This is a genomic window from Vibrio astriarenae (assembly GCF_010587385.1).
In the GTDB taxonomy this organism is placed as follows: Bacteria; Pseudomonadota; Gammaproteobacteria; order Enterobacterales; family Vibrionaceae; genus Vibrio; species Vibrio astriarenae.
Genome location: NZ_CP047475.1, coordinates 1,088,363 through 1,107,582 on the forward strand (window position 1 = coordinate 1,088,363; position 19,220 = coordinate 1,107,582).

17 protein-coding genes are annotated in these 19,220 nt (G+C 46.7%); 10 read left to right on the plus strand and 7 right to left on the minus strand.

Annotation, left to right across the window (positions count from 1 at the left end; genetic code table 11):
- The first annotated feature begins 19 nt into the window (after nt 1-19).
- Nucleotides 20-2,023, plus strand: a complete 2,004-nt coding sequence (locus GT360_RS05245) for an NADPH-dependent 2,4-dienoyl-CoA reductase (protein ID WP_164647852.1) — start codon at nt 20-22, stop codon at nt 2,021-2,023.
- A 71-nt stretch (nt 2,024-2,094) separates the two neighbouring features.
- Here the strand turns inward: GT360_RS05245 and GT360_RS05250 are convergent, their stop codons facing one another.
- On the minus strand, nt 2,095-2,859 hold the full coding sequence (locus tag GT360_RS05250; RefSeq protein ID WP_164647853.1) for a hydratase: 765 nt from the start codon (nt 2,857-2,859) through the stop codon (nt 2,095-2,097).
- Nucleotides 2,860-3,005: 146 nt separating this feature from the next.
- Nucleotides 3,006-3,839 (minus strand): formyltetrahydrofolate deformylase, encoded by an 834-nt coding sequence (gene purU / locus GT360_RS05255; protein ID WP_164647854.1) that lies wholly within the window; start codon nt 3,837-3,839, stop codon nt 3,006-3,008.
- A 181-nt stretch (nt 3,840-4,020) separates the two neighbouring features.
- Between purU and GT360_RS05260 the strand changes: the two genes are divergently transcribed.
- The 6 genes from GT360_RS05260 (at nt 4,021) to rnd (ending at nt 10,912) form a co-directional block, all read left to right on the plus strand.
- Nucleotides 4,021-5,943, plus strand: a complete 1,923-nt coding sequence (locus GT360_RS05260; protein ID WP_164647855.1) for a DNA repair helicase YoaA — start codon at nt 4,021-4,023, stop codon at nt 5,941-5,943.
- An 8-nt stretch (nt 5,944-5,951) separates the two neighbouring features.
- The gene (gene tsaB, locus GT360_RS05265) at nt 5,952-6,653 is read left to right on the plus strand and encodes a tRNA (adenosine(37)-N6)-threonylcarbamoyltransferase complex dimerization subunit type 1 TsaB (RefSeq protein ID WP_164647856.1); all 702 of its coding nucleotides are present in this window, start codon (nt 5,952-5,954) and stop codon (nt 6,651-6,653) included.
- 43 nt (nt 6,654-6,696) lie between these two features.
- Nucleotides 6,697-7,002: a chromosome partitioning protein ParA gene (locus GT360_RS05270; protein ID WP_164647857.1), complete on the plus strand. Its 306-nt coding sequence runs from the start codon at nt 6,697-6,699 to the stop codon at nt 7,000-7,002.
- A gap of 51 nt (nt 7,003-7,053) precedes the next feature.
- Complete coding sequence (locus GT360_RS05275) at nt 7,054-7,923, plus strand: alpha/beta fold hydrolase (protein WP_239502589.1); 870 nt, start codon at nt 7,054-7,056, stop codon at nt 7,921-7,923.
- A 93-nt stretch (nt 7,924-8,016) separates the two neighbouring features.
- Nucleotides 8,017-9,711 carry a long-chain-fatty-acid--CoA ligase FadD gene (gene fadD, locus GT360_RS05280; protein ID WP_164647859.1) on the plus strand — a complete coding sequence of 565 codons (1,695 nt, stop codon included), beginning with the start codon at nt 8,017-8,019 and terminating at the stop codon, nt 9,709-9,711.
- A 79-nt stretch (nt 9,712-9,790) separates the two neighbouring features.
- On the plus strand, nt 9,791-10,912 hold the full coding sequence (rnd, locus tag GT360_RS05285) for a ribonuclease D (protein WP_164647860.1): 1,122 nt from the start codon (nt 9,791-9,793) through the stop codon (nt 10,910-10,912).
- Nucleotides 10,913-10,995: 83 nt separating this feature from the next.
- On the opposite strand, the gene GT360_RS21975 is transcribed toward rnd, so the two are convergent.
- Nucleotides 10,996-11,124: a hypothetical protein gene (locus GT360_RS21975; protein ID WP_275426972.1), complete on the minus strand. Its 129-nt coding sequence runs from the start codon at nt 11,122-11,124 to the stop codon at nt 10,996-10,998.
- A gap of 1 nt (nt 11,125) precedes the next feature.
- Between GT360_RS21975 and GT360_RS05290 the strand changes: the two genes are divergently transcribed.
- Nucleotides 11,126-11,752, plus strand: a complete 627-nt coding sequence (locus tag GT360_RS05290) for a heme-binding beta-barrel domain-containing protein (protein ID WP_164649583.1) — start codon at nt 11,126-11,128, stop codon at nt 11,750-11,752.
- Between the two features lie 215 nt (nt 11,753-11,967).
- Nucleotides 11,968-12,321, plus strand: a complete 354-nt coding sequence (locus tag GT360_RS05295) for a DUF3316 domain-containing protein (RefSeq protein WP_164647861.1) — start codon at nt 11,968-11,970, stop codon at nt 12,319-12,321.
- A gap of 56 nt (nt 12,322-12,377) precedes the next feature.
- Here the strand turns inward: GT360_RS05295 and GT360_RS05300 are convergent, their stop codons facing one another.
- From GT360_RS05300 to pabB, 4 genes are all read right to left on the minus strand, one after another.
- Entirely contained in the window at nt 12,378-13,739 is a 1,362-nt protein-coding gene (locus GT360_RS05300; protein WP_164647862.1) for an L-serine ammonia-lyase, read from the minus strand.
- Nucleotides 13,740-13,822: 83 nt separating this feature from the next.
- A complete protein-coding gene (locus GT360_RS05305; protein WP_164647863.1) occupies nt 13,823-15,073 on the minus strand; it encodes an aromatic amino acid transport family protein in 1,251 nt (416 codons plus the stop codon).
- Nucleotides 15,074-15,382: 309 nt separating this feature from the next.
- The gene (locus GT360_RS05310; RefSeq protein WP_164647864.1) at nt 15,383-15,997 is read right to left on the minus strand and encodes a CoA pyrophosphatase; all 615 of its coding nucleotides are present in this window, start codon (nt 15,995-15,997) and stop codon (nt 15,383-15,385) included.
- Between the two features lie 47 nt (nt 15,998-16,044).
- Nucleotides 16,045-17,403 (minus strand): aminodeoxychorismate synthase component 1, encoded by a 1,359-nt coding sequence (gene pabB, locus GT360_RS05315; RefSeq protein ID WP_164647865.1) that lies wholly within the window; start codon nt 17,401-17,403, stop codon nt 16,045-16,047.
- Nucleotides 17,404-17,666: 263 nt separating this feature from the next.
- Between pabB and GT360_RS05320 the strand changes: the two genes are divergently transcribed.
- Entirely contained in the window at nt 17,667-19,184 is a 1,518-nt protein-coding gene (locus GT360_RS05320; protein ID WP_164647866.1) for a fumarate hydratase, read from the plus strand.
- The last annotated feature ends 36 nt before the right edge of the window (nt 19,185-19,220 follow it).

Consider the following 19,220-nt stretch of genomic DNA (forward strand, 5'->3'; position numbering starts at 1 on the left):
CGAGAAAGCGAAGTTAGCCATGTACCCGAATCTACTCCAACCCTTAGACCTTGGTTTTACACAGTTACGTAACAGAGTGCTGATGGGCTCAATGCACACAGGACTTGAAGAGCACAAGGAGGGCTTACAAAAGCTTGCGGCGTTTTATGAAGAACGAGCCAAAGGCGGTGTTGGATTGATTGTTACTGGCGGCTTCTCTCCAAACTTGCGTGGCCGATTACATCCTCTAAGTGCGGAGTTTAGTAAGCCCAAACATGCCCAGGCGCATAAAGTAGTCACAGAAGCGGTGCACCGTCATGGTGGAAAGATTGCATTGCAAATTCTGCATGCGGGTCGCTATGCCATGCATCCATTCGCGCAAAGTGCATCCTCGATAAAAGCCCCTATTGCTCGCTTTGCTCCGAGTGAAATGAGCTCACGTCAAATCAGAAATACGATTGAAGCCTTCTCGAATAGTGCTTCTCTTGCCCAACTTGCCGGTTACGATGGTGTCGAAATTATGGGCTCAGAAGGCTATCTCATTAACCAGTTTCTCTGTAAGAGAACCAACATGCGTTACGACGAGTGGGGTGGCAGTTACAAGAAGCGAATGCGTTTTCCATTAGAAGTTGTTAAATCGATGCGCAAAGCGGTGGGCAAAGAGTTCATTATTATTTTCCGTCTCTCAATGCTTGATTTGGTGGAGCAAGGCAGCACATTCGAGGATGTGGTCGAGTTGGCCAAAGAGTTAGAAGTGGCAGGTGTGACCATCATCAATACCGGTATTGGTTGGCATGAAGCACGTATTCCGACGATTGCCACGCAAGTACCGCGCGGGGCGTTCACTTGGGTAACAGAGAAGGTGAAACCTCATGTCTCTATTCCAGTCGTGACCTGCAACCGAATTAATACACCCGAAGAAGCAGAGAAAATCTTGGCTTCAGGTCAGGCTGATATGGTGTCGATGGCAAGACCATTCCTGGCGGATCCATATTTTGTTCAGAAAACGGAACAGGAGCGAAGCCACCTAATCAACACTTGTATCGGCTGTAACCAAGCTTGTTTAGATAACGTATTTAAGGGCAAAGCGGCGAGTTGTTTGGTCAATCCGCTAGCTTGTCGTGAAGCAGAACTCAAAGTTGAGCCGACACAGCAGCAAAAGACCGTTGCTGTTGTTGGGGCAGGACCTGCCGGTCTTGCTTGTGCAACCACTCTCGCGCAGCGTGGACATCGCGTTGATTTGATCGAGCGTAACGATCGAATTGGTGGTCAATTTAGATTGGCGATGCAGATTCCGGGCAAAGAAGAATTTCGTGAAACCATTCGCTATTTCGCAAACCGCATTGAAGAGACGGGCGTGAACTTGTTGCTTGATACCGAAGCGGATTTAGCCCAGCTCAAAGAGTACGATGAGGTTGTGTTGGCAACGGGCGTAGAGCCGAGAAAAGTCTCGATTGATGGTTTGGAAGGCTCTGAGAAGGTTTTGGATTACCAAACTCTAATTCGAGACAAAACTCCAGTTGGTGACAAAGTTGCAATTATTGGTGCGGGTGGCATCGGTGTCGACGTCGCGAGTATGTTAACAGAGCCTCAAGGTCACAACCTGGATGATTGGTTACATGACTGGGGGATTGATAAAGAGATGGAACAACCTGGCGGCTTATATCCATTTCCTGATTCCGTTGCCGAAAAAACGGTGTGGTTATTACAGCGTAAAAAAGGGCGAGTGGGTAAAGGGCCAGGAAAAACGACCGGTTGGATTCACAAGAGAACGCTTGAAAAACGCGGTGTAAACCTCGTCGGTGGTGTGAGCTATAACAAAGTCGATGGGGAAGGGTTACACATCACACTAAACGGAAAGCAGCAACTCCTTGATGCGGATAAAATTATTGTGTGTGCAGGCCAGGAGTCAGTAAGACCATTTGAGAATCAATGGGATCAACTGGGTGATAAGCTTCACGTGATTGGTGGAGCCGACTATGCGGGCGAGTTAGATGCGGTGAGAGCGATTAAGCAAGGTGTTGAGCTAGCAATCAAGCTTTAGAAGTACTAAGACAGTGTAAAACAAGAAGGGCGATGTTTCGCCCTTCTTTGATCTTGCTTTAGCTCGGTAAGTTACTGCTTGGCAGTGAACGTTACTTGGTAAGCGCCGATACCTGCATAATCAATGGTCGTTGGTTTGTTGAATTCAACTTCCACGATGCCACAGTATGAGCCCGTGATGATAGCTTCACCTGCGGCAAAGTCAGTACCACGGCGAGTCATGTAGTTGATTAACCAGTAGATTGGCGTTTGTGCCAGTGAATTTGGGTGAGTACCCGCGAAAGTTTGCTCGTTACCTTCTTGGCTTACTGTGATATCGATATTCGCTGCGGCGAACGCTCTTTCACGCTCGATTTCCGGGCCAATGAACATACCTTGATTGACTAGACAGTCTGCGAGTTTTTCAAAAAATTCCGCACCGCTGTCGTCAGCAAAGCGTGCTTGCATCAGCTCAAGCGCCATGTGGCAAGAGCCAATCGCTTCATTGATCTCTTCTTCACTGTAACCGTTTGGATTTGCTGGCAGTGCTTTGTTAAGAACGAAAGCAATCTCAGGCTCAACGCGAGCAGCGTTGTTGTCAGCAAACAGTTCACACGTGTCCCCTTGCTGAATACTGTCAGCAAAGATAGGCGCTACTACAAACTTATCATCAGCAAGCGGAAGTAGACATTTCCAGCCACCCACTTTGTCGCTGTGAAGATCAATCATTGATGACTGGATCTCTAGAGCGTCTTCAACGTTATGAGGGCGTTGAGACTCTTCAAGACGAGGGGCTTTTGTACCCGCTACACGGCGGTTAAGTAGCTCTGAGGCAGCTTGTTTAAATGCGTTAGTCATATTGTATTACCTTTGAGTTATGTTCTGAGATAATATCGAAAATAACGGCAGCTGGGTAGTTGAATCGTTGAGAGTTGTGATAGAGGATTGATGAGGGTTGGGGGCGTGGTGTAGAAAATGCGATTTCGTACACCACGCATTAGGTGCTACAAGATAACCGTTTTGTTTCCGTAGACAAATACGTGATCATTGAGCACTTTGTTTAGCGCTTTGCTCAAGACATTTTTTTCGACATCTCGACCAGCTTGTGCCATGTCTTTGGCACTAAAGTTATGGTCAACCGGAATAACGTCTTGTTTGATGATTGGACCTTCATCAAGGTCATTCGTCACAAAGTGAGCGGTTGCACCAATGATCTTCACGCCGCGCTCATAGGCTTGTTGATAAGGCTTTGCACCAATAAACGCAGGCAAGAAGCTGTGGTGGATGTTAATGATCTTATGATGGTATTTCTCAACAAATGCAGGGTTAAGCACACGCATATATTTTGCTAGTACTAAATAGTCGGGCTGGTACTGTTCAATGACTTCCAGCACCTTCTTCTCATGCTCATCGCGATTCAGTCCTTCGTGCGACACACAGTGATAGGGAATGTCGAACTTTTCCGTGAGTGATTGCAAGGTGTCGTAGTTACCGACGACCGCTGCGATGTCGACATCAAGACTGCCATCGTATGTCTTCATGAGGATATCACCTAAACAGTGCGCTTCTTTTGTCACTAGAATCACCACTTTTTTACGTGAAGAGTCGACCAGCTTGCGATTCGCGCCATCAGGTAGAGCTTGGTCGAGGTCTGCGAGAAAGGTTTGATCGTTGAAATACCCTTCCAGTTCGGTGCGCATAAAAAAGTGACCGCTGGTGTTATCAACAAATTCATTGTTATGAATAATATTGAGTTGATGTTTGTAACAGATATTAGTGATCTTTGAGATGAGTCCCGGTGCGTCACTGCAATGGGTTAATAGTGTTTTCTTTTCCATTGACGAAATACTTCCATGATTAATTTACATTCCGTTCAGCGACTCCAATTATTGTCGGTAGGAGTTCCGCTAATTGTCCCTAATCATTATTTATTCTTCGGTCGGTTTCAACTAAAGAATGTCGCGTCAGGCAAGTAAAACTGCCATAATTCGTGTTCTAGCTCACCACCCACGTACTGTAATGATTGAAAAGACCTTTTCTGCCGAAGGCGCGTTAGGTAAAGCCATTCCTGGCTTCCAACCGCGTCAACCTCAGCTCGATATGGCCCATGCTGCTCATGAAGCAATTCAAAAGCAGAGTCAACTGGTGGTTGAGGCTGGAACGGGGACGGGCAAAACCTTCGCCTACTTAGTACCTGCCCTACTAAGTGGTAAGAAAGTCATCATCAGTACAGGGTCTAAAAATCTTCAAGAGCAGCTATTTCACCGAGACTTGCCTTTGATGGTGGATGCGTTGGGCTATTTTGGCTCTGTCGCATTGCTTAAAGGTCGCGCCAACTACCTGTGCTTAGATCGACTTAGCCGTCAGATGGTAGAAGTGCACAGTATTCAAGTGGAAAATGACTCGCTGAGTCAGCTCATTAAAGTCAGAGACTGGTCTTCTTCCACAAAAAGCGGTGACTTAGGTGAGTGCGAAGATATTGCAGAAGACAGTCCGATCATTCCCACCATTACCTCAACCAACGATAACTGTTTAGGCAAAGAGTGTCCGAGTTATACAGATTGCTTTGTCTTAAAAGCGCGTAAACGCGCAATGGACGCCGATGTCGTCGTGGTGAATCATCATCTATTTCTTGCAGATTTAGCCATCAAAGAGACGGGGTTTGGCGAGCTAATTCCCGAGGCGGAAGTGTTCATTTTCGATGAGGCACATCAGATCCCAGATATTGCCAGCCAATACTTTGGGCAAACCGTATCGAGTCGAATGATCCATGAGCTCGCCAAAGATATCGAAATTGGCTATCGCACCGAAGCTAAAGATATGAAACAGCTCAGCAAAGTTGCAGAGCAGTTGGTACAAACCGCGATGGATTTACGCCTTAACCTGGGTGACGCTGGCTTTCGTGGCAACTGGCGTGAGGCGGTTAATTCACCGTCAATCAGTCGAGCTATTTCTCGTCTCAATGAGTCGCTTGATTTTGCACTAGAGGTGCTCAAAATAGCGCTTGGACGCAGCCAAATTCTCGATGCCGCGTTTGAACGAGCCACAACCATCGCCAACCGTATTGAACGTGTGTGTGATGTGTCCATTACCGGGTATAGCTATTGGTATGAAACAACCAATCGCCACTTTGCTTTGCATATCACCCCTTTATCGGTGGCGGATAAGTTCTACGAGCAGATTGAACTCAAGCAAGGGGCCTGGATTTTCACTTCAGCGACACTTGCGGTGAACGGCAACTTTGACCATTTCTCAGCCCGGTTGGGTCTAAAACCCACGAAACAGTTTTCTTTGCCAAGTCCTTTTGACTATCAGAATCAAGCGCGTCTGTGTGTACCTCGCTATTTGCCAGAGCCTAACAGCCCTGGTCTTGCGAATAAGTTAGTGCAACTGCTAGCCCCAGTGATAGAACACAATAATGGACGCTGTTTTTTCTTGTGTACGTCCCACTCTATGATGCGTGAATTGGCGGAAGGCTTTCGCGAGATTCTATCGATTCCGGTTTTAATGCAAGGTGAAACCACTAAACAGAAAACGTTGGCGGAGTTCATGGAGCTTGGCAACGCTTTGTTGGTTGCGACTGGGGCGTTTTGGGAAGGGATAGATGTTAGGGGGGATGCGCTGAGCTGTGTTATTATTGATAAATTACCCTTTACAGCACCGGATGACCCGCTGCTTAAAGCACGAATTGAAGATTGCCGCCTGAAGGGAGGCGATCCATTTAGTGACGTTCAGATACCGGATGCGGTGATCACCCTTAAACAAGGGGTTGGACGTCTTATTCGAGATAAAAAAGATCGCGGTGCGTTGATCTTGTGTGACAATCGTATGGTCACTCGTGATTATGGTGGTGTCTTTCTTTCAAGTTTGCCGCCCATACCTCGCACGCGTGATCTGAATATCATCACGGATTTTTTAACCGTTGAACGAACCCAAGATTAGAGATTTAAATGAGCGTTAAAATACTTGCTGTAGATACAGCCACTGAAAACTGTTCGGTAGCCCTACTTGTTGGTGACAAGGTATATAGCCGCAGCGAGGTAGCACCTCGTGATCACACCAAGAAGGTCTTGCCTATGGTTGATGAAGTGCTGAAAGAAGCAGGCTTAACACTAACAGACTTAGATGCCCTCGCATTTGGTCGCGGTCCCGGCAGCTTTACGGGTGTGCGCATCGGTATCGGTATCGCACAAGGCCTAGGTTTTGGTGCTGATCTACCCATGATCGGTATCTCCACACTCAAAGCAATGGCTCAAGCGAACTATCGCTTGCACGGTAAAGAGCAAGTCATTGCCGCCATAGATGCTCGCATGAGCGAAGTCTATTTAGGTCAATATCAGCGTTTAGAGAGTGGCGATTGGATTGCTGTTGTGTCGGAGTGTGTGATTCCACCACAAGAGGTGGGGCAGCTTCTTGACGCTTCGCCGTTAGCATGGACGACGGCAGGTACAGGCTGGGGCGCATACGAAGACGGTTTAAGTTCAATCTCTCTGAACCTAGAAGCGGGAGATGTCCTTTACCCAGATGCTCAAGACATGGTTATTCTTGCGAAATATGAACTTGAGCAGGGTAATACGGTCGAAGCCGAGCAGGCGAGCCCAGTTTATCTGCGTGATAAAGTCGCGTGGAAAAAACTGCCGGGTCGTGAATAAGTTCTATCGTCGCTTTTCTTAACGAGATTCCGTAGAGGTACAGATGGTTTCCATTGGTGGTTTACCCCCTTCGTCGATACCCAACAATCGTCGAATTGATAAGGCTAAGAACAATAAGCAAGTTCAGAAGTCTCAAGGTAAGACAGCGGTTGGTCAACCTACGAAAGTGGCCAATGCGGTTTCTCACTCTATTCGTGATATTAACGAGTCTGACTTACATCGTGCTCGTGTTCAGTATGACTTACCTGAGGGGCGTGGCCGCAAAGCGATGGAAGAGTACATGAATGTGATGAACCAAGCTCGCCGCGACGAGCTGTCTCAAATGCTAGGTGTCGATGTTTATATTTAGCACTGCCACTGTCTAATTATTTCCTTCCCAATTGCAATGAAAGGATGCGTTGTGTCGTTTAGTGTTGAAGAGGCAAATGTATCCCTTGATTGGGGCGATTTGGCTTATCGCGATTACCAACCTGTTGCTTCAAAGAGCGTTGAGCAAACCATTGTGTTCCTGCATGGTTGGTTAGATAACTCAGCAAGTTTTGATTCAGTCATCACTGAGTTGATGCAATTACAGCCAAATACTCGCTACATCGCTGTTGATCTGCCCGGTCATGGCTGGTCAGACCATAAATTATTAGGGCAAAGCTATGGATTTCATGAATACTTAGACGATATTTCGCAACTATTGTCTAAGTTATCAGCAAATAGGTGTTTGATTGTAGGGCATTCTCTTGGTGCTTTGCTTGCAAGTTGCTATAGTGCCGCCTTTCCTGAGCTCGTGGTTGGTTTGGTTCAAATTGAAGGTTTCATGCCAATGGCTGAATCGGCAGAAAATCACCCACAGCGCATTCGTAATGCCATCGTCAGTCGACAGCGTATTCGCCAAAAGTCTTTAAAGAGTATGGCAAGTTTTGAGGTCGCGCTAGCGAAGCGCACCCGAGCAAATCAGTTAGCTTATGAACTTATCACGCCCATTGTACAGCGCGGTACGGTTGAGCGAGAGGGGCGCTGTTTTTGGCGACATGATAGACGCTTACTCGCGGAATCGATTTATCGGATGTCTCCCGAACATGCTCAGGCAATAGTAGAGAACATATACTGTCCGTGGACGTTAATTTTAGGAAGTCAGGGTTATCAAACGCTCAAATCTCAATGGATGAGTTATCTAGCAAACGATCAGGTAGTGACAATAGACGGCGGGCACCATTGCCATTTAGAACAACCTAAGCAGGTTGCGCACATAATTAGTGGCTTAGTTAACAAAATTTAAACAGTTGTTTGAGTGATTCGTGCTCTCCATCCTACGCTATGGTGTAATAGCGCGATAATGATAACAGCTGATTCAATAACGAGGAGTTTTCACGTGGATAAACCTTGGCTTTCTCGCTACCCAAGCGACGTACCCGAGAACATCAACCCTGACCAATACGCATCTCTGGTCGAAATGTTTGAGCAGTCTGTTCAAAAATACGCTGACCAACCCGCATTTATGAATATGGGTTCAGTGATGACGTTCCGTAAGTTAGAAGAGCGCAGCCGAGCGTTTGCTGCCTACTTACAGAATGAGCTAAAGCTGAAGAAGGGTGACCGCGTCGCTTTGATGATGCCAAACCTGCTGCAATATCCAGTGGCACTATTTGGTGTGCTGAGAGCAGGTATGATCGCGGTCAACGTTAACCCACTGTACACTCCGCGAGAGCTTGAGCACCAGCTTAATGATGCTGATGCAAAAGCGATTGTTATTGTTTCAAACTTTGCAAACACGCTAGAACAAGTCGTCGATAAAACACCGATCAAGCACGTCGTTCTGACTAGTCTTGGGCAAATGCTTCCGCGTGCAAAAGGGACGATCGTCGATTTCGTTGTGAAGTACGTCAAAGGCATGGTACCGAAATACAACCTGCCAGGGGCTATTTCTATGCGTCAGGCGTTGCATAAAGGTCGTCGCCTGCAGTATGTGAAACCGTTTATGTCGGGTGATGACATTGCATTCTTGCAATATACTGGTGGTACTACGGGGGTAGCAAAAGGCGCTATCTTGACTCACCGCAATATGATTGCCAACGTTATGCAGGCAAAAGGTGCCTATGGCCCGGTACTATCAGAAGGCCGTGAGCTGGTTGTTACCGCATTGCCGCTGTATCACGTTTTTGCGCTTACGGTTAACTGTCTACTGTTCGTAGAAATGGGCGGTCGTAACCTCCTCATCACTAACCCTCGTGATATTCCAGGTTTCATCAAAGAGCTTAAGCAGCACCCATTCACCGCAATTACGGGCGTAAATACCCTGTTTAATGCATTAGTCAATAACGAAGATTTCCACGAGTTAGATTTTAGCAATCTGCGTCTTGCTGTCGGAGGCGGTATGGCCGTGCAGCGTGCAGTCGCTGAGAGCTGGCAAAAGACGACAGGCTGTTACTTACTAGAAGGCTATGGTCTAACCGAGTGTTCTCCACTGGTGGCCGCTTACCCGCATGATCTTGTTGAGTATAACGGTTCTATTGGCCTACCTGTGCCGTCGACTGAAGTTCGCATCGTCGATGAAGAGGGCAACCCACTAACAAACACTGAGGTGGGTGAGCTGCAAGTGCGTGGTCCACAAGTGATGCAAGGCTACTGGCAACGCCCGGAAGCGACCAAAGAAGTGATCAACAGTGAAGGTTGGCTATCCACAGGTGATATCGTTAAGTTCGATGAAGATGGCTTTTTGCACATCGTTGACCGCAAGAAAGACATGATTTTGGTTTCTGGCTTTAACGTTTATCCGAACGAAATTGAAGACGTGGTGGCACTGCACGGTAAGGTACTTGAAGTTGCAGCGATTGGTCAGCCTCATGAAGTGTCAGGTGAATTGGTTAAGATCTATGTTGTGAAACGTGATCCTAGCCTGACCAAAGAAGAAGTGATCGCACACTGTCGCGAACACTTGACCGGGTACAAAGTACCTAAACTGGTCGAGTTCAAAGATGACTTACCAAAGACTAACGTAGGTAAGATCCTCCGTCGCGTCCTTCGCGAAGAGAATGATGCTGAGTTAGCGAAAAAAGAGTCAGCGTAATTCGCGATTCGTTTTGATAAAATGCCAGCTAAATGCTGGCATTTTTATTGTTACTGCCCCCTAAATAAGAGAATTTTGAGTGAAATACCAAATCATAAAGAGTCAAGAAGCGCTGGTTTCAGTTTGTGAAGCCGCACGCCAAGCGGAGAAGGTAATGTTGGATACTGAGTTTGTTCGTATTCGTTCTTACTTCCCTAAACTTGGTTTAGTGCAGCTGTTTGATGGTGAGCAGTTATCACTGATAGACCCCCTTGAGCTGAGTGATTTGACGCCATTGGCTGAACTACTTGCTGATGAATCTGTACTCAAAGTTCTACACGCATGTGGTGAAGACCTTGAGGTATTCCAAAACGATCTTGGTTGTCTACCGACTCCAATGGTGGATACGCAAATTATGGCCGCTTTCCTTGGTCATGGCCTATCGACGGGGTTTGCAAGTCTAGTCAATGAATATTTGGGTGTTGAGCTGGATAAATCGGAGTCTCGAGCAGATTGGACAGCACGTCCATTGACAGCCAAGCAGTTAGATTATGCCGCTGCGGACGTTCACTACCTTTGGCCTTTACACGACATTTTAGTGGATAAATTAGCCGAAACGCCTTGGGAGTCCGCAGCACTTGAGGAGTCAGCGTCATTGGCTCTCAAGCGCATTAAAAACATCGATATCACTAAATTGTATCGCGACATCAAAGGTGCATGGCAGCTAAAGCCAAGACAACTTGCGGTATTACAGCCTCTTGCAGCATGGCGTTACAAGGAAGCCGTTAAGCGTGACTTAGCACTTAATTTTGTATTTAAAGAGAACGAGTTACTCGATATTGCCAGCCAAGGTGTCACATCGACCAAAACAATGGAGAAGATGGGCATCGATCCGCGCTCAATTCGCCGTCATGGTGAGAAGATTGTCCACATCGTCAAAAAAGCACAAAAGACACCTCAAGAAGACTACCCTGCGCCGATTACCCGTGTGGTTGATCTCCCAGGTTACAAGCAAGAGTTTAAACTGCTTAAAGACCAGGTTAAGAAGGTCAGCTCTAACGTCGGATTAGCAACAGAGTTTTTAGCGTCGAAAAAGCAGCTCAATCAGTTTATCCGTTGGGTTAAAGATCATGATATGGCAGCAGAGCGTACGCCAGACGTAATGAGAAGTTGGCGTTTAGAGTGCTTTGAAAACTCGTTAGTGACCTTGCTGAAAAAGTAAAGCGACTCACCCTAATAGGCAAAGCAAAACCACAGTAATGACTGTGGTTTTTTTATGCGTTGTGTTTACTATGTAACAAGATGTTATTGTTTGGTCTTGCTTGATCCTGAGCAAAAATCCACCGCTTCTATTTGCTTAAAGTTGAAGTCAGTGACGGGGCTAATCGCTTTGTCATCACAGTCAGCAAAAATAATAAATGGAAGTAAAATCATGATGAAAACCAAATCTTTAATAACAGTAGCACTCTCTTCAATTATTGCAGCGCCAGCCATCGCCGATCACACCGTGATTGATGGACTTGATTTTGGACCTCTTGCTAAGCTAGTGGGCACTTGGCAGTCAGTCGATGCTGGTGGTGTCGACATCTCTCCGGGACAGGAAGGATCTGATGTCGGTAAGGGTGGCCCGGCAGTCACCCCGTTCTATGAAACCATGACGTTTGAAGTTGCGGCCGATGCGGTGAACGCCAGTGATCAGACACTCGTTGCGCTTTACTATAAGCAAGAGGTGTTTCGTAAATCGGATGACTCTAAGTTCCACGACCAGCGTGGTTACTTTATCTATGACGCTGAAAACCAGATCGTGTACAACTCTTTCTGCGTTCCACGTACGACGTGTGTGACCGCTGAGGGTGCTGCGGGTGATAGTATGACTTTGGTCGCGTCAGGCAGAGGGATAGCAGAGTCTAATTACATGACCGAGAACGCTTCAACAACCTCATTTACGATGAACATTCAGTTTGATGAAGAGACCTTAACTTACACGCAAAGCACAGGTCTTGATATCTACGGAAACCAATTTGCACACACGGATTCAAGCACGCTTAAAAAGGTTAAGTAATCTCAAGCCAACCCGAGAAATGACTTGAATCTCAAGCGCTAATCTTTGGTTAGCGCTTTTTTGGTTCAAAAAAGTAAAGAATTATTAAAACAAATTAATTTGCTGCACTTTTACATTGCGCTTTCGTAAGCTAAACATGCCTGTCTATATTTTGTACTTAACTAGAAGGGCAATCGAACGAGAAACTGACTCTCAGCCATATTATGGAGGCTTACATGAAGGGAACGACAATAGGTACCACATTGTTGGTGGCGGCGATTTCTACCAGTGTTTATGCCAATGCGAGATATGCTACGCAGGTGAGCACAGATATGATTAAAGGCCAGGTAGCTGAAACTAAGGAAGCGGCAGCGAAGGATGGAGAGATGCTGCTGACTGATCTACTCAATCAATCGTCTTTTGAACTGAGTAAATCACAGCGCACTCGTGTTGTTACTGTAGACAATCGTTCATTTAAAATTACCAAATCGGATATTTCAATAAACACCGTTGTTGGTGAGGATGGGCTTCAAGGCTATCAGCCACAGGTTAATTATCAATATCAGTACAACTACCGTGACTACGATTAGCGGTGCGTTATGGACGTATAAAAAGAGCAGTCGGAGCTGCTCTTTTCGATCATGCGTTAGCAAATCACTTTAATGGCTAATCCACCTTGAGACGTCTCACGGTATTTAGCGTTCATGTCTTTACCCGTCTCTAACATGGTTTCGATAACCTTATCGAGGGAAACTCGCGGATCAGACGAACGACGCATTGCCATTCGTGTCGAGTTGATCGCTTTTACTGCGGCAATGCCATTACGCTCAATACATGGTACTTGCACTTGGCCAGCTACCGGGTCGCACGTCAAACCTAGATTGTGCTCCATTGCGATTTCAGCCGCCATACATACTTGCTCAGGGCTACCACCCATCAGCTCTGAAAGGCCAGCTGCTGCCATCGAACACGCTACGCCAACTTCACCCTGACAGCCAACCTCTGCACCGGAGATAGATGCGTTCATCTTGTATAGAGAACCAATAGCACCAGAAGCGGCAAAGTAACGTGTGTAATCTTTCTCGGTTACAGGCTGGATGAATTTGTCATAGTAAGCCAATACTGCAGGAATAATCCCGCAAGCACCGTTTGTTGGTGCAGTGACAACACGACCGCCTGCTGCATTTTCTTCATTCACCGCAAAAGCAAACATGTTAACCCAGTCGACGACAGCCATAGGGTCAGTGCTGGTTTTTTCGCTGGTTAATAACTGCTGGCGAAGCGCTGAAGCACGACGCGGAACGCGCAGTGGACCAGGTAGAATACCTTCTGTATTCATACCACGCTCCATACATTCGTGCATGGTTTGCCAAATGTTTGCGTAACTAGTGCGAATCGTCTCTTCAGAGTGAAGAGCACGTTCGTTGTGCATCACTAATCCACTGATAGATAGGCCACTCTCTTTACACTGAGCGACAAGTGATTCCGCAGAGTTGAAGGCATAAGGGACTTGAATAGGGTTCTCTTCGGTCTTACCAAAGTTCTCCTCGTCGACAATAAAGCCGCCACCAATCGAGTAGTAAGTTTTCGAGTAAGCGAGTTCTTCGCCCGCCCATGCGTGAATCTGCATTCCATTCTCGTGTAGAGAAAGGTTTGACGTATGGAAGTTCATACCACCTTCACGAGGGAAGTCGACGGTATGGCTTCCGTGAGCCAGTGGCAGTTGCTCTGTCTCTTCAACCTGAGCAATAAAGCCTGGAATTGAATCTATATCTACGCTCTCTGGGCTGTTTCCTCCTAAGCCCATAATGATAGCGATATCTGTGTGGTGACCTTTCCCTGTCAGTGATAATGAGCCATAAACATCAACGGTAATTTTGGTGATGGAATGCAGCTTCTCCATTGAGCGCAGATCATCAACAAACTCTTTACCCGCTTTCATTGGACCTACAGTATGAGAGCTAGAAGGGCCAACACCGATTTTATAGACATCGAAAACACTAATCATGTTCAACCTCGAATAAAAATGGCCCCACTACAGGGGCCAATTGAAGGGCGGTAGTTTATATCGAATTCAATCTAATGAGAAGATTAGAAAATACCGTTAATTGCAGATGTTACGGCAGCTAGACCACAGATAGCAGTGAAGATTTGTGCTGCTTTTGACGTCTTAAGTTTCGCCATTGCTGGCACTTTATTCATCGCGTAGATAGGTAGCAAGAATAGGATTGCTGCAATCATTGGAGCGCCAAGGTCTTCAATCATGCCAAGGATATCTGGGTTGATGATCGCAACAGCCCAAGTTGTTAGCACGATGAAGATAAGGGCGCCTTTTTCAATTTTGCTCTCCGGCATGCTAGAGCGAGACTTCACCAAGCCGACTAGACCCTCTTGAGCACCAAGGAAGTGACCAAAGTAGCTTGAAGTGATGGCAGCGAAAGCAACGATAGGACCAAGTGTTGAGATAAGTGGTGATTCGTGGATGTTCGCTAGGTAAGACAAAACACTGATGTTTTGCGCTTGCGCTTCTGCGAGTTGCTCTGGAGACAGAGAAAGAACGACTGAGAATACGAAGAACATAACAAAGCCCATCAGCATCATCGCTGCACCGCCAGTAATCGCGTCAGTTTTCTTAACCGCGTTATCACCGTGTGCTAGGCGCTGCTCTTTAGTGAACTGGCTGATGATTGGGCTGTGGTTGAATGAGAATACGATCATTGGAAGTGCCAGCCAGATCATTGATGGCATTGAGCTCCAGTCTGGGCTAACAGACATCATTGATGTATTCCAATCAGGGATAAGGTAGAAAGAGAGCGCAAGTAGGATGATGACTAGCGGGTAAACCAACGCAGACGTTGCTTTCAGCATCAGCTCTTTACCAAACAGGATGCCTGCGGTCATCATCGCAATCAACGCACCTGAAAGAAGAGGGCGTGGGATAGATTCCATACCCATCTGGTTGACAAGGAAAGAGTCCACAGTGTTCGTAATACCAACACCGTAGATAAGCACGATTGGGTAGATGGCAAAGAAGTAAGCAAAAGTGATGAGGTTTGCGCCAGTCTTACCAAAGTGCTCTTCCACGGTTTCACTGATGTCAGCATTCGGGTTCTTCGCTGAAAGAACAAAACGAGCAAGAGACTTGTGGGCGAACCAAGTCATTGGGAACGCAATTAAAGCAAGCATCGCAAGTGTCCAGAAACCACCAGCACCAGCACGGATTGGCAGGAATAGAACACCCGCACCTACTGCGGTACCGAAAAGGGAAAGACACCAAGTAAAGTCTTTATAAGTGAACTTACTGGTTTGTACAGCCGTTGCTGTATTTGTAGAAATAGTCATTGTTAGGATTACTCATTATTTTGGGAACAGGAAATAATCGCGGCAATTCTGCAACGATAAATTGCAAATTTAATAGATCTAGATCACACAATTGTTGAGGCTATTTCAGTGTTATTGCAAAAGTTGCTTTAGGTCATGTTTTCACGTGCTACAGTATGAGTAATGCTGTATTTAGGTATTAGAAAAACTTATTAAGTCTCTGTGTTAATTTGAGCGCAGTAAAATAAAGTTAAGCAAACGATTTCTTTTCATGTAATACAATAATACCAGGATGGTGTACTTGTAAGCCTATGATTTTATGAATTATCGCTACGTATTTCGCTCATCTATAAAAGAGAGGTGTAGTGCAAGGTTATGCAGGATTTGTCCGGTGACACCCCAGATGAAATGATTCTTGTAGCTAATGCCAAACAGTCGGTGGTGAGTGTTTTTTAACGTGAATGTCGTGGTTTTTAAAGCCCCGGGTTTGAGCAGTTTTGCCACTGGAACTTCAACGACTTCAGCGACTTCATCACGATTAATCAGCAGTTGATGATTTGGGTCGATAAAAGCAAGGATAGGGGTGACATTAAACTGACTGATGGTTGGTAACGGAGGTAGCGTGCCGAAGGTGGTAATTAACTCTCTTGAGATACCGATCTCTTCTTCGGTTTCTCGCAGTGCGGTATCGGTGAGTGAGGCATCGGTGGGATCTTGCTTTCCTCCGGGAAAGCTAATTTGACCTGGATGATGTCGCAGGTGCTCAGAGCGTTTGGTGAGAATAACCGAAATGCCTGTTGGGCGCTCAATAAAGCCAATGAGAACCGCTGCTGGCCGGAAAGCTTCGGTTGGCAGTGAGGCAAGTCGACCTAGTGATTGAGGATGGTAGTAGCGTTGGGGGGAGAGACTAAAATGCGTCATTAGCTTTTGGCGCGTTATGGTCATATCTCTCTCCCTGTGAAGCGGTTATGTTGTTGTATCGATTTATCTAACTATAGTACAGGCAATATTTTACTCAGTTTGTCGAAGGTTTCTTGATACTCGCTTGCGCATTCACTGTCAGCAACGATACCCCCGCCGGCCCAAGCATGAATGTGTCCGCCTTCGGCGACGAGAGTTCTTATCGTGATGCTGGTGTCCATATGCCCGTGGCGACTGATGTATCCGATACTACCGCAGTAAGCACTGCGTCGATGAGGCTCAAGCTCTTCGATGATCTCCATTGCCCGCACTTTAGGAGCGCCAGTGATAGACCCACCAGGGAAACAGGCACGAAGTAATTCGCTTGGGCTGTATGCTTGATCTAACTGCGCTCGAATGGTACTGACTAGGTGGTGAACCGCAGGGAAACTCTCTATATCAAAGAGCTTTGGTACGTTAACGGTGCCGGGCTTGGCAACACGGCCAATATCGTTTCTCAATAGATCGACGATCATCAAGTTTTCAGCTTGATCTTTTGGTGCATTGGCCAACTCTTGTGCAGACTGTGCATCTAAATCTGGATCAGCAAAACGTGGGCGGGTACCCTTGATGGGTTTGGTTTCGATTTCACGATCTTTAAGCTGAATGAAGCGTTCAGGCGAGATACTGACGATTGCACTTTCTTCTAAGCGGATAAAAGCTGAAAAGGGCGCGCCATTGACTTGCTCAAGCTTCTGATACGCGTGCCACTCGCTGCCCTGATAGCTGGCTTTCCAGCGCTGCGCCAAATTAATTTGGTAGCAATCACCAGATAGCAAGTATTCGTGGATCGATGCAAACTTATCCGCATAGGCTTGTTCGCTCATGTTACTTTGCCATTCGGATGTCAGTTGGAAATCATTCACTGAGCCGACCTTCTGGGTAGAAAGCCAGTTCAGCTGTTTAACTGGGTCAACTGACACCATGTAGGCAGCCTGAACTTTGTGATCGACAATCAATGCCCAATCATAAATGCCAATAGCCATGTCTGGCGTGGCAAGATCTTTCTCTGCAATGCAGGGCATCCTCTCCACTCGACGTCCTAGGTCATAACTGAAGTAACCCAGTGCCCCACCTAAAAAAGGCAGTTCTGTGTCGCTTTCTATGTGAGGTACGTACTGGTCACAAAGAGACTGAATGAGCTCAAATGGATCGGCTAGGCTCGTCGTTTTACCCGTCGGTGAATCAACCACACTTTCATCACCCATCGTCGTGATAGTTGCGATGGGAGAGGCCACTAAAATATCAAAGCGACTATCGATATGCTCTTTTGATGCGGAGCGGAGGAGCATTGCCCATGGCTGTTGCTCAACTTTGGAGAAAAAATCGCTAGCGAGCGTGGGACGATAATCAATAGCGTGAATGGTCGGTGATACAGTGGATGCTGACATTTTGGTGGTGATTTCTGGTAACGAGATTAGGCGCAATTTTTCCTGATGTAGTGAGTAATAGCAAGTGTACGGCAAGCGATTGCGCCGAGTTGATTGGAGAAAGTTCAAATTACCACCATCTTTTGGCTGACTGGCGTGAATATGTGCACTGTGATCTAGTTGCTCTGAGCGATAGTGGTTATGATGAGGAAAAAATAATTGTGTTCAGAAACTTAACGCCAATCGTTAACTGAAGACAAAAACACTTGAGCAAGAGGAAAGCAATGACGGTTATAAAAAGGAAAGACGTCATCAGCAGTGTTGCTGACGCATTACAATACATTTCTTACTACCATCCGCTTGATTTCGTTCAGGCGCTCGAAAAGGCCTATTACAAAGAAGAGAGCCAAGCCGCGAAAGATGCGATTGCGCAAATTTTGATTAACTCTCGCATGTCTGCTGAGGGGCACCGTCCTATTTGTCAAGATACGGGCATCGTAACCTGTTTCGTTAATGTGGGTATGGGTGTTCAGTGGGACGACACCGACATGACGGTTCAACAGATGGTTGACGAAGGTGTTCGCCAAGCCTACACCAACCCAGATAACCCGCTACGCGCCTCGGTGTTAATGGACCCAGCAGGCAAGCGGATTAATACCAAAGATAACACACCAGCCGTCGTTCACATCAACATGATACCCGGCAATGAAGTTGAAATTCAAATTGCCGCTAAAGGTGGGGGTAGTGAAAACAAAACCAAAATGGTGATGCTGAACCCATCCGATGATATTGCCGAGTGGGTAGAGAAAACACTACCGACTATGGGCGCGGGCTGGTGTCCCCCAGGCATGCTTGGCATCGGTATTGGCGGTACAGCGGAAAAAGCGGCAGTGTTAGCCAAGGAATCCTTAATGGAGCATATCGATATTCAAGAGCTGATTGACCGCGGCCCACAAAATGCGGAAGAAGAGCTTCGTTTGGATATTTTTAATCGTGTGAACAAGTTAGGTATTGGCGCTCAAGGCCTTGGTGGTTTAACGACGGTGGTTGACGTCAAGATAAAAACCGCGCCAACGCACGCTGCTTCAAAACCGGTTTGCTTGATTCCTAACTGTGCCGCAACACGTCACGTGCATTTCACGCTTGATGGTACGGGTCCGGCAGACCTTCAGCCACCGAAACTTGAAGATTGGCCAGATATCACTTGGGAAGCTGGAGAGAATACGCGCCGTGTGAACCTTGATACTGTGACTAAAGAAGAGGCTCAAGAGTGGAAAACCGGCGAAACACTGCTTCTCAGCGGCAAGCTGCTGACAGGACGTGACGCTGCACATAAGCGCATTCAAACGATGCTAGATAGTGGTGAAGGCTTACCTGACGGTGTTGACCTAAAAGGCAAGTTTATCTACTACGTAGGCCCAGTTGATGCGGTAGGCGATGAAGCCGTAGGCCCTGCAGGACCAACCACCTCCACTCGTATGGATAAGTTTACCGATATGATGCTTGAAGAGACAGGCATCATGGGCATGATAGGTAAAGCAGAGCGTGGCCCAGCGACGGTAGAATCGATCAAACAGCACAAGTCAGTGTACTTGATGGCTGTCGGTGGCGCCGCTTACCTTGTTGCCAAGGCAATTAAGAAAGCACGCGTGGTTGCTTTTGAAGATCTTGGTATGGAAGCGATTTACGAGTTTGAAGTCGAAGATATGCCAGTGACGGTTGCCGTGGATTCTAGTGGTGCGAATGCACACCAAATTGGCCCAGATACGTGGAAAGTGAAGATTGCTGAAGCGAATGCTTAACGCATAACACCCCAATAGGACTTGCGGGCTTTATTG

Excerpts from the sequence above, each read along its gene's own strand:
- GT360_RS05245 (WP_164647852.1), top strand. The coding sequence starts at position 20 with ATGTACCCGAATCTACTCCAACCCTTAGACCTTGGTTTTACACAGTTA.
- GT360_RS05250 (WP_164647853.1), bottom strand. The coding sequence starts at position 2,859 with ATGACTAACGCATTTAAACAAGCTGCCTCAGAGCTACTTAACCGCCGT.
- purU (WP_164647854.1), bottom strand. The coding sequence starts at position 3,839 with ATGGAAAAGAAAACACTATTAACCCATTGCAGTGACGCACCGGGACTC.
- GT360_RS05260 (WP_164647855.1), top strand. The coding sequence starts at position 4,021 with ATGATTGAAAAGACCTTTTCTGCCGAAGGCGCGTTAGGTAAAGCCATT.
- tsaB (WP_164647856.1), top strand. The coding sequence starts at position 5,952 with ATGAGCGTTAAAATACTTGCTGTAGATACAGCCACTGAAAACTGTTCG.
- GT360_RS05270 (WP_164647857.1), top strand. The coding sequence starts at position 6,697 with ATGGTTTCCATTGGTGGTTTACCCCCTTCGTCGATACCCAACAATCGT.
- GT360_RS21975 (WP_275426972.1), bottom strand. The coding sequence starts at position 11,124 with ATGATTTTACTTCCATTTATTATTTTTGCTGACTGTGATGACAAAGCG.
- GT360_RS05290 (WP_164649583.1), top strand. The coding sequence starts at position 11,126 with ATGAAAACCAAATCTTTAATAACAGTAGCACTCTCTTCAATTATTGCA.
- GT360_RS05295 (WP_164647861.1), top strand. The coding sequence starts at position 11,968 with ATGAAGGGAACGACAATAGGTACCACATTGTTGGTGGCGGCGATTTCT.
- GT360_RS05300 (WP_164647862.1), bottom strand. The coding sequence starts at position 13,739 with ATGATTAGTGTTTTCGATGTCTATAAAATCGGTGTTGGCCCTTCTAGC.
- GT360_RS05305 (WP_164647863.1), bottom strand. The coding sequence starts at position 15,073 with ATGACTATTTCTACAAATACAGCAACGGCTGTACAAACCAGTAAGTTC.
- GT360_RS05310 (WP_164647864.1), bottom strand. The coding sequence starts at position 15,997 with ATGACCATAACGCGCCAAAAGCTAATGACGCATTTTAGTCTCTCCCCC.
- pabB (WP_164647865.1), bottom strand. The coding sequence starts at position 17,403 with ATGTCAGCATCCACTGTATCACCGACCATTCACGCTATTGATTATCGT.
- GT360_RS05320 (WP_164647866.1), top strand. The coding sequence starts at position 17,667 with ATGACGGTTATAAAAAGGAAAGACGTCATCAGCAGTGTTGCTGACGCA.